Here is an 11,477-nt window from a genome sequence, read left to right on the forward strand (position 1 = left end):
AGTTCATCGAGACCGATACCGTGGACGCATCGACCTTGGTGATCGGAAAAGGTGACTTGCAGGCATCGACCACCTCTGACACCTCGGAGCCTGGTGGAGTTGCGGGACGCGGTGGGCCATCGTTGGTGGTTCTCGATAAGGAGGACTTCGCAAATAGTGATCGGACGTTTGGAGATGGTTTCACCGATGTCATGTTCCATGAGATCGGACATGCTCTCGGACTGGGACACTCGTATGAACTGCATTCGGTTCAGGGCGAAGGCGTTCAAAGCGATTCGGGAGGGTCGGTTACCAGCCCTGGTGACGCAGACCTGATTCACCTGCAGCGAATTTCTCCTGCGAATGCCAATGACATCGACTTGTATCGTTTCAATATCACGAGCCCGGGAACGGTGCAGATTGAAACGATCGCCGAACGACTGACACAGTCAGAACACGGGAAAGACCCGAGCCTGCTCAATACGGTTTTGCGACTCTTCCGAAAGAACGCGGACGGCACCTCGGAGGTGATCGCACAGAACGATCGCTACTACGGAAGCGACTCGTTTATCGAGATTGAACTCGAAGCCGGCGAGTACTTCTTCGGCGTCAGCAGCACTGGAAACGATCAGTACGATCCGGCGATCGCGGATTCCGGATTCGGAGGCACGACCGATGGCGAGTACGAAGTTCATCTTGCGTTCAACGCAACTCCTGTCACAGGCGAGCAACTTACCGACACCGACGGCACGGCGATCGATGGTGACGGCGACGGAACTCCCGGCGGTGTGCACTCCTTCTGGTTCGACAACGCGGATGCGGCGAACACTTTCTATGTCGACAAACTCGGTGCGGATGTCGACATTGACGGGACCACAGTCGCGTCTCACACGACGATTGCCGCAGCACTTTTGGCCGCGCAAGCAGCGGCCGGCCGTTCGGTGGTTCGCGTGGTGGGAAGCCTCGATGACAACACCGCCGGCTCGCTTTCGACGACGACTCCTTACCTGATCGGTTTTGAACCCGATGGAACGCCGTTGGCCGATGGCACGTCGTTGAATGTTCCTCAAGACACGACGGTACGGATCGAGTCCGGTGCTCTCTTGAAGATGCGGGCGGCGAACATCGATGTCGGTACCTCATCGATTGGTGCCGATCGCAGCGGCGGCGCGATTCAGGTGCTCGGCACGCCGGATTTGCCTGTGTATCTGCGCTCGTATCATGACGATACCGTCGGTGGAAACTCCGACGGTATCGGGCCTGGTGCCAGAGCCGGTGATTACGGGGGGATCGTCATGCGAGACGATTCGGACTTGGAAGATTCCGGTGTCTTCCTCAATACTGTCAATCATCTCGACATTCGTCATGGTGGGGGCAAGGGCAATCCGACTGACACGCAGGTTTACTCGCCGATCGACATTGTCGACTCTCGCCCAACGGTGAGTTTCAACACCATCACTGACGCGGCGAGAGCAGCCGTTGCGGCGACGCCGGACAGCTTTAATGACGCCGGCGGACGAATCGGTCCAGACATCGTTGGTAACTACCTCGATGGAAACACCAACAACGGTTTGTTTGTCGGGATTCCTACCGCGCTGGGCGGATCGGTTCAGACGATGACCGTGTCGGGACGCTTTGACGATACCGACATCACACACATTCTTACCGAGTCGTTGATCATCGAGGGCAACCCGGGCGGCCCGACGTTGGTGGGTGGTACGCTAGAAGCACGACCCTCGGGACGGTTGGTGATCGATCCTGGTACCGTGGTCAAACTCAGTGAAGCTCGTATCGAAGCCGCGCGAGGCGCGGCGACATTGATCGCCGAAGGTACTCAGAACAGTCCGATCATCTTCACTTCATTGGACGATTCACGGTATGGCGGTAGTGGAGTCTTTGATACGAACACGGGTGTTGGCTCAGCGGCCCCTGGTGACTGGGGCGGATTGTTCTTCAGCGAGGCCTCGTCGGGGAGCATCGATCAAGCCGTCATCGCATACGGCGGTGGTGTGGTTCCCACGGGCGCGTCGGCGGGTGGTGCAGCAGACTCCTTCAACGCGATCGAAATTCATCAAGCCGACGTCCGTGTCGCCAACAGCCTGATTACGGACAACGCCAGCGGGAATGCGTCGACCGATCGTTTCGGTCGCGGAACAAATGAAGCCGCCGCGATCTTTGTCCGCGGTGCCCAGCCGATCTTGATTGGTAACGAAATCGTCAACAACGCCGGACCGGCGATCAACATCAACGCCAACGCCTTGACGTACGAGTCACTCGTGGACTCGGGGCGAAGCATCGGTGCGGCAGATCGCTTCTCGCAGTTCGACGATAACCGCGGTCCGTTGGTGCGGCTCAATGAGACCGACAACAACACCATCAACGGAATGAAAGTTCGGGGGCAGGAACTCACCACCGAGAGCGTCTGGGACGATTCCGACATCGTCCACGTGCTTAGCGGCGAAGTGATCGTCGAGAACCACCACACCTACAGCGGCCTGCGGTTGCAAAGTAGTGTTTCGGAAAGCTTGGTTGTCAAAGTCGACGGAAACAATTCCGGTTTCACCGCAACGGGAGACCCGCTGGACATCGTCGACCGTATTGGTGGCACGATTCAGGTGATCGGTTTGCCCGGCTACCCCGTGGTGATCACGCACCTCGCCGATGATACGGTCGGTGCCGGGTTCACTCCTGAAGGACGTGTGAACTTTGATACCGACAATGACGACAGTGGCATAGCCGGTGGCGATGAATGGCGCGGTTTCCTCTTTGATGAATGGAGCAACGACCGAAACGTTGCAATCATTCTCGAGGCCGAGTCACCACTTAGCGGAACCGTGGAAGTCAATTCCAATCCGATCACCAAAGCACAACCGCTCGGCGTTCTTGCCCCAGACATGAAGAGTGGTGATGAAAATCGTCGACTCGGTTTTGAAGTGCACGGTTACATCAGCCCGAACAATTCCAAGGACGTTGACGCGTACAGTTTCCAGGCGACTGCTGGAACGCAGGTGTGGATCGATATCGATCGCACGGATCCGTCACTCGACCTCGTGATGGAGTTGGTGCTCGATGACGGAACGGCGTCCGGGCAGGTTGTTGCGTTCCTCGATGATCCGATCGCAGCGGGCGATCCAGGTTCGCTGACACAGGAACCGTTGCTCGGTGGTGACTTCTACACGCTCACCAATAGTGACCCGGGAGTTGCAGCAACCCTCACTGCCACCGGTCAGTATTTCGTTCGCGTGAAATCGGCCGGCAGCCAGGTCACCAACGGTGCCTATCAACTGCAAGTGCGTCTGCAACAGGTGGATGAGTTCCCCGGTTCAACGGTTCGTTACGCGGACATTCGGTACGCATCGACCGCGTTTGACGTGCGTGGTTTGCCTCGGCACAGCCCACTGATTGGTGAGGCCGCTGAGCAAGTAGACGCTGGAGCAAATGTCACTCCAGGTGGATCGCAAGAACTGGCGAACCTGCTCGCGAGCGACACCGCGACACTGTCCATCGCGGGGTCGCTTGATTCGGAAACGGATGTCGATGTCTACCGCTTTGAAGTCAGCCATCCATCAACTCAGGTGATCCCAGGTGTTACCGAGGATGTCGGGACCGTTTCGGTCGTGTTTGATCTCGACTATGCGGATGAAAAACGCGGCGATACGACCATCGCGGTATTCAACGCCAACAACGAGCTGATCTTTGTCGGTCGTGAATCTAATATCGAAGACGATCAACCTGAAGTCGGCGGCGACGGTCAAAGCCTCGATGATCTCAGTCGTGGATCGCTCGGCACGGATGACCCATCGATCGGTCCTGTGCACTTGACGCCCGGCGGCAGTTACTACGTCGCCGTGATGAGCAACCAATTCACACCTTCGGTCGTCGCGTCGCAGTTCTCCATTCAGGGCGAGAATGGAACGGGCAACGCGGGCATCCTGACTCGCTTGGAGCCGATCAACTCGGTCACGCGTGTCGTCGAAGATCACATCGGTTTCACAGGATACACATCCGGAGTTGATGACCTGATCAGCCAGATCAATCCCACGTCGGTTGATCCGCTGATCGATATCAGCACAAAGGCGGCTTTGGATCAACACATCACTCCGTTCCGCCTGCAAGATGTTGCGCTCTTTGTGGCAACAGATTCGAATGGGGACAACGGGGACAACTTTTACACCGTTGATCCTTCCAACGGTGGCGGAATCGTCAATGATCTCACACCCGATTCCGCCAACCTGACCAGTGGCGGTGACGATGTTCAGGACATCGTGATTCGCGGCGATGGCAGGATGTATGGGTACCACGAGATCGAAGACGGTGCGGACACCGTCGGAGTGTTGTCACAGTTGAACCCGGCCAACGGCCAAGTCATCGCCGGGACCAGCCAAAACGACAACATCCCAGGAGTGGAAGGCTATAGCAATGTCTCTGCAATTCCGGATCCGGAAGACACCAACAATAACACGGAGAACCGACTGGAACGCGCCCGGCAGGTTACCAACTCCGACAACGCAGACGCTGTAACGTTCCGCCGTCGAAGTGAGACCGGCCCGTCCACGGCCCCTGTTCCCGTTTATGAAACCTACTACGCCGTCAGGGAAGGTGTCGGCGGTGGTTCGCGACTGTACCGGGGCGACGCCGATGGCAATGCACTGCCGGCACCGGCGCTTACCAACGGGACTCCTCAATACGGTTTGGTGGGCGAGATCCAACCAGTCGGTGTTGACTATGCGGAGACTACCTTCAACGTTGCTAGCGGAGGAGACAACTCGGTTACAACCGGGATCTATCTTCGAGCGACTGTGCCGGGCGAAGCAGGTAACTTCAATTTGACGTTTAGCTTAGGTGCAAACGGCCAGCCGACAGTGGCGACGTTTGACGAAGGCACGAACACCATGAATGTCCGCCTTTCGCGTGCAGGAGATCCGCTCGCGGTAACGGCAACCGCGCAGGACATCGTTGATGCCATCAACGAAACGGATGCAACGAGTGCACGCGCGGTTGCGTTGATCTATGACGACGGAAACGATGGCGATGGCGCCGGAGGAACGGTCGCGAATATTCGACCGTTGAATGTGAATGTCGACGGAGGTGTTGGGACCGCAGAAGAAGTTCTGCAGGGGACTGTCACCGGGCTCTCGATGGGTGGGTTTGGCGGCGGCGGCCAGTTGTATGGTGTGACGAGCGCCGGCGAGTTTTTGGAAATCAACCGCAACACCGGCGTCGCAGAAGTTCTGTCAACAACCGTTGGAATTAGCTTTACCGGTCTAGCTCTCGGTCCGCAAAATGTCGAAGGCGGTATCTACAGCAATGTCTTATTCGCGACGGCATCTAACGGCGAATTGTATGCGTTCGATACGGACGGGAACGCGGTTCGTGCGTTTAACTCGGGGGACGCATCGCAAACCATTACCGTCACTCCTGGTGTCCCGTCTGCCAATGGCACCTTCACGCTCACGTTTGACGATGGGATGACAACGGCAACAACGGCACCGATTTCAGCAAATGCCCCCGCCGTTGATAGCGTCAACGAACTTCAAACCATCACGTCGACGGCGACGAGTGGAACTTTCACGCTTAGCTATGACGACGGGACCACGACCGAGACCACGGGGCCGCTTCAGTTTGATGCCGACAATATTGATGTCCTTTCCGCGTTGGCGGCATTGCCAAACCTCAGTGCAGGCGATATCCAAGTCACGGCCACCGATCCCGCCAACCCAACCGTCACTAATGGTCTGACGATCGAATTCCGCGGGGGGCTTGCGCAAACGGACATCGCGGAACTAGTGGTCAATGATATCGACCTCGACCCTGCCGGGAGTGTTACGGCGTCAACGGAGGTCACCGGTGCTCAAAGCCTTCGTGATGCTTTGATCGCTCTGCCGAACATTACAACCAACAGCATCCGTGTCAGCGGCGACCTGCAGGACGATGGTGCGGTGGTTCACTTCACCGGTCTTTTATTCAATGGGATCGATGTCAATCCGCTCATCGTTGACGACACCGGATTGCTCGACGGCACGCTTGCTGATGTGGCCGTAACGGGTACCGTCGGTGATGATTTGGCCGATGACATTCGGATTAGCGTTTCCGGCATGAACGGGACACCCATCGGTTTGGCGTTCTCCCCGCTCGATTTCAACCTGTGGCACCCAACGATGCAGCGGGGCAACGATGCCGGGCATGGGATCAACGCGGCCTCCGACGGCAGTCGTGATTCGGGTAATTTCACCGTTCAAATTGAAGATGGACTTCGACCGACCTCCCTGGATGAGTTTGGGAACATCGTTCCGGGAACTCGGACAACCAACGAAGGGGCCGGAGGCGCGAGTTTCTACTTCGGATTTGAGCAGTGGCGACTCAATCCACAAAGCACGACGCTGAGTTACATCACGCCGACCGATGTCACGACGAACGCGCAGTACGGCTTGAACCAGTTGCAACACCAGGACCTCAGCAGCAACACAGCACTGCGTGACACATATGATTTCGCCGGCGGTGCGAAGGGCGGTTTGACGACAAACTCATTCTCGCTCGACGGATCCGTCGCAGAAGACCGTCCGACGTTGTATTTCAACTACTTCCTCGAAACGGAAGCGGATGACGGAAAGCAGGTCAGTGACACCGAAGCGGAACGTTTCTTCCGCGACAGCGCTCGTGTCTACGCGTCACGTGATGGTGGACTGACTTGGGAACTCCTGGCGACAAACAACTCGGCGTTGAGCGATCCGGATGCGTCGGTCGCCAATGGTCAAGCGGAACTGCCCACGTTTCTCTCGCACGTTTCCGATGCCGGAGTGAACAGTTCCGACCCGCAACCTGCTGAAAAGCAGATTCGGCAAGAGTTGATCGATAACGACGGTGCCGAGGTATGGCGACAAGCCCGTGTCGACCTTTCAACTTTCGCGGGCGAAACCGACGTGCAATTGCGATTCGAATTCAGCACGAGCGGTTCGTCGATCCAAGGTGACTTGGTCGGCGATGAGTTCGGCGACATCAACGAAGCCGACAGCGAGAACTCGGTCGGCGGGCTGAACAACAATTTTGAAGGCTTGTACTTAGACGACTTCATTGTCGGTTTCGCTGAACGTGGTGAAATGGTGACCGCGGCACCGGGTACGGCTACGAATGCTTTCGTCAATTTGTCAAACCTCACCGATCAACTCGACGGCGGAGCGAGCGATGCCGACCGGGCTGATGTCAACCGGGATGACAACGCACTGACGAATCAACTCTCCGGTCGCTATCAACTCGAAATTCGCCGTGCAGGAGAATTCGCATTGGCCTCAGGCGATGCGACTGTCCTCGTCTCGCACTACGATACCAACGCGCGGCATATCCTCGATTCCCTCCTGGGAACCGGGCTCGATGCGGACCAGAACCGAGAACGTGCTCAAGGCATTCTGATCCTCGAGAGCAACATCCTGTCCGACTCCCGTGTACTCGGAATCAACGTCGAACCAGGCGAGGTCGAAGGCGATGCCGATCCGGCGGACAATCCGGATGCCGCTGACGCTGGTGTTGGTGTTTCCTATCCAGGTTCAACGCAGAACTTCGCTGATGTCGATGACGCGCGATTGGTTCCCGGGATTGTGATTCAAAACAACATCATCGTCGGTAGCAGCGGGATCAACTATTCCGGTGAAGCCAACACTGATCCGCAGCGTCCGGTGCCGATCGGACGGATCATCAATAACACTTTTGTCGGCGATGGCGGTGGCGTTGGCGTGAACGTCAACAACAACGCTAGCCCAACTTTGCTCAATAACGTGTTCGCGGAACTCGCGACAGGCATCGTTAACAATGGTGTCGGTGCGGTGATCGACAATAACTTCTTCCAAAACGCGGGCGCTCCGATCGGTTCGGACGCACGAACGGACAACAATCCGTTGTTTGTCGATGCAGATAACGGCAACTACTATCCCGCCGTCGGTGCCGGCACGATCAACAACTCACAAGATGTGCTCAACGATCGTGGATCGTACGCAGCGTTCAAAGACATCCTTGGCATTCCAGATTCGCCGTTCTTTGCGCCGACGCTCGACGCGTTTGGTCAATTGCGAGTCAGTGGCGGCGTCGGGGGTGATGGTGCCGGTCCGAATACTGACATTGACATCGGTGCTCTGGACTTCTCCGATTCCACGCAGCCTTACGCGGTTCTGCTCGACCCGGTTGATAACGACATCGATGGAGTGGATCTCGATCCGAATGACACGTTCGTTCATTGGGACGAAACAATCGTGGGGGCGTTCTCGATCCTTCTCTCCGATGGTGAGAACCCCGATTCGCCGTTCGAAGGCACCGGTGTGAATCCGGATACCGTGAACGAAACCACGGTGACGATTCGACGCAACAATGAAGTGTTGACTGCGGAACAAGACTTCTTGTTGGCGTTCAACTCTTCGACCGGTGAATTGCGTCTGACGCCACTTTCGACGTTGTGGACGCTCGATAGCGTTTACGAGATCACTCTCGATAACACCCAAATTGAAGATTTAGCGGGCAATCCGTTGCGGTCGAACCGCACCGATGGTTCCACCGCATTCACGATTGTTCTCCCGGACACGCAGATCGATTTTGGCGATGCCACTGATGGTACGTTGACGGATCCTTACGGATCGTTGTTGATCAACGATGGTGCCCGTCACGCGATGGTCGATGATATTCGTTTGGGCGCGGAGTTTGACGGTGAATCCGACGCACCGTTGCCGGGCGGAAGCGATGAAACCACCGGTCTCGCCGATGAAGATGGTGTCGGTGTCGGGATCTACAATGATGGAACGACCGACCGCCGTGTCTTCCTGAATGCCGGAAGCCAAGCGACCACGTCGGACGAAACGGAAGTGCTCGGGTTCCTCAACCCGCTCAATCCAAACGGTGCGGACTTTGTCTTGACCGCGAGCGCCGATGGGTTGCTTGATGCGTGGGTTGATTTCAACGGCAACCAGGTGTTTGACTCCAACGAACAGATCTTCACCAGTTTTCCTGTCGTCGCAGGGCAGAACACACTCACGATCGTGACCCCGGATACTGCGGTTGCGGGAACCACGTGGGCACGGTTCCGAATTTCGCCCGAGGGTGGTCTTTCACCGACCGGTCTCGCCGTTGGTGGTGAAGTCGAAGACTATCAAATCGATATTCTGCCGGTCGCACTGCCCGTGCCGAACGACGATAACGACACGACCGCTTTGTACTCGGTGGTGGAAGACGGCAGTCTGGATACCGCAGGGGCATCGCTCGCGAGTGTGATCGACAACGACACGATCGACCCGAACAGCTTTACCCCAGTTACCGCGATCTTGGTCAGTGGACCGTCCAACGCGGAGTCGTTCTCGTTTGATTCGGAAACGGGGCACTTCACGTACACACCACTTGCCGACTTTGCAGGGTATGACACCTTCACATACCGCTTGGCCGATCAACAAAGTTCGATCGATGGTGCCCCCGCTTATCCGACCGGCGTCAACGACGTCGCAACGGTGACGATCAACGTGACTCCGGTCAACGATCAACCGGAAATTGATGGCGACGAACAGATTCTGTACGCGGTGGAAGAGGTCACTCGCACCTTTACCAAGAACGATCTGTTGCAAGGCGCCGATGGCGTTCTGGATGTGGTCGGTGACGCCGACCCGATGTACCCGAGCGGTACCGCCGCGGCTCCGTGGGACGAATCGACACAGGAGGATGTTGATGAGATCGAAATTGTCTCGATCGAAATCACTCCCGGAACTCCGATCACGACGTCGGGAACCTATCCGACCGCACGCGGAAGTGTCACGGTGGTGTTCAGCGGTGGCTTCTTGCAGTCGCTCGAGTACACCGGCGACCAAGATCTCAATGCCGACAACGATGTTTTGGGAGGCACGGCGCCGTACTTGGATTCGTTCTTGTTCACGTTCCAAGACAACGGCAAAGTCATCAATCCGATGGACCTGTCTGACGCTGGCGATGATGTAGAGGTCGCCGGAACGCCGCTAACCAATTCAGCGACCGCGATGATTCACGTTCGGCCTACGAACGATGCACCTATCGCTATGGATGACACGATTAGCGAGAGCAATCCTGATTGGATTGCCTACTTCAACGGTTTGACTCCGGCAGCGGTTGCACCGGTTCCAACCGAAGATGTCATGCTGACGATCCCTGCGGGCTACCTGCTACGTAACGATGAGGAATCGCGTGCGGGGGCCAACGACGAGTTGGACAACACCAATGACGCTGGACTGACAGTTAGCGATGTTGACGCAACCAGTGCGTTGGGAGCGACTCTCACGTTCGATGTCGATGGGAATGTGGTTTACGATCCGTCGACGTCTCCGCACGCGTATGGCATTGATACGTTCGTTTACACGATCACGGACCAAGGTGTCGATCAAGCGTTGGATGGTACGTCGACTCCGGCCCCGCTGATGCATCAGGCAACCGTCACCGTGTTGCTCAAACCCGTCAACGACGCTCCGCTGGCGATCGACCGTGATTTCGAATTGACCGAGTTCGAAGAGTTCGCAAATGCGACCGGTGCTGCGAACGCGGATCCTGATGTAGCGGACGACGGGAACGGCATTCTGACGATCACCGCCGCCATGTTGCTGCGAGATGGTCAAACGGATTCCGCACTCGAGGCCTCGTTCTCCCAGCGGACGGACACGTTGACGGGTGAGGGTTTGTTCAACGAACACGAAACCTCCCTCCGCGTCTTCGGTATTGGCTTGCCCGGCAATGCCACGCCGAGTTTCGATGCGGCCACGTTGGATTACTCGTTGGGCGATGTGACAGAAACATTGGACACGGCCAACGGGACGCTGACGCTGACGTTCTCGAACGTGTCGGGGACAGGCGAACTCATCCAGGTCATCTACAAACCGAATACCGATTTCAACGATGAGACTCCATTCGTTTCACCGGACGAGTTCACGTACTTCGTGGAGGATTTTGGCGAAGTCACCGTGCACGGTGCCGCGTCGGTTGGTGAAGCGGCCACCACCACAACTCACGGAACCCAGCGAAGTGGTCCGGCGACGGTTTCCCTGACGACCCGTGCGGTGAATGACGCTCCAGAGTTCCCAACGTTCAGCACGGTCACGTTCGCCGAAGACGTTAACGCGGATAACGCTCCTGTTTACTACGACATCTATGGCGGCGGTGTGATCGCGAGCAACGATCCGGGCGTGCACGGTCTGGACGAGATGATCTTCGTCAGTCGGGACACGGCGTTGGATGAACGTGGTGACGGAGCCGGTCATGCGGCGACGCAGGACCTGACGTTCACGTACTCAGTCGATGCTCCGCAAGGCATGTTCTCTGCCGAACCGGTTCTGGACGAGTATGGCATTTTGACTTTGATGCCGAATCCTGACGTGTTCGGTTGGGCGGTGATCGAGATCACGGCGACCGACAACGGTCAGAGCTACATCGGTGGAGTCATGCAGGATGACTTCCGCAGCGTGACGCGGACAGTGACGGTGAACATCACGCCAGTGAACGATGCTCCGGTC

At 57.0% G+C, this 11,477-nt stretch carries 1 protein-coding gene; it reads left to right on the forward strand.

Annotation, left to right across the window (positions count from 1 at the left end; translation table 11 throughout):
* Positions 1 to 20: 20 nt before the first annotated feature.
* Positions 21 to 11,477, forward strand: an 11,457-nt coding sequence (locus RSSM_RS31765) for a GEVED domain-containing protein (RefSeq protein WP_173403165.1), incomplete at its 3' end; no start/stop codon positions are given.

Source organism: Aporhodopirellula sallentina SM41, assembly GCF_000346505.1.
Lineage (GTDB): Bacteria > Planctomycetota > Planctomycetia > Pirellulales > Pirellulaceae > Rhodopirellula > Rhodopirellula sallentina.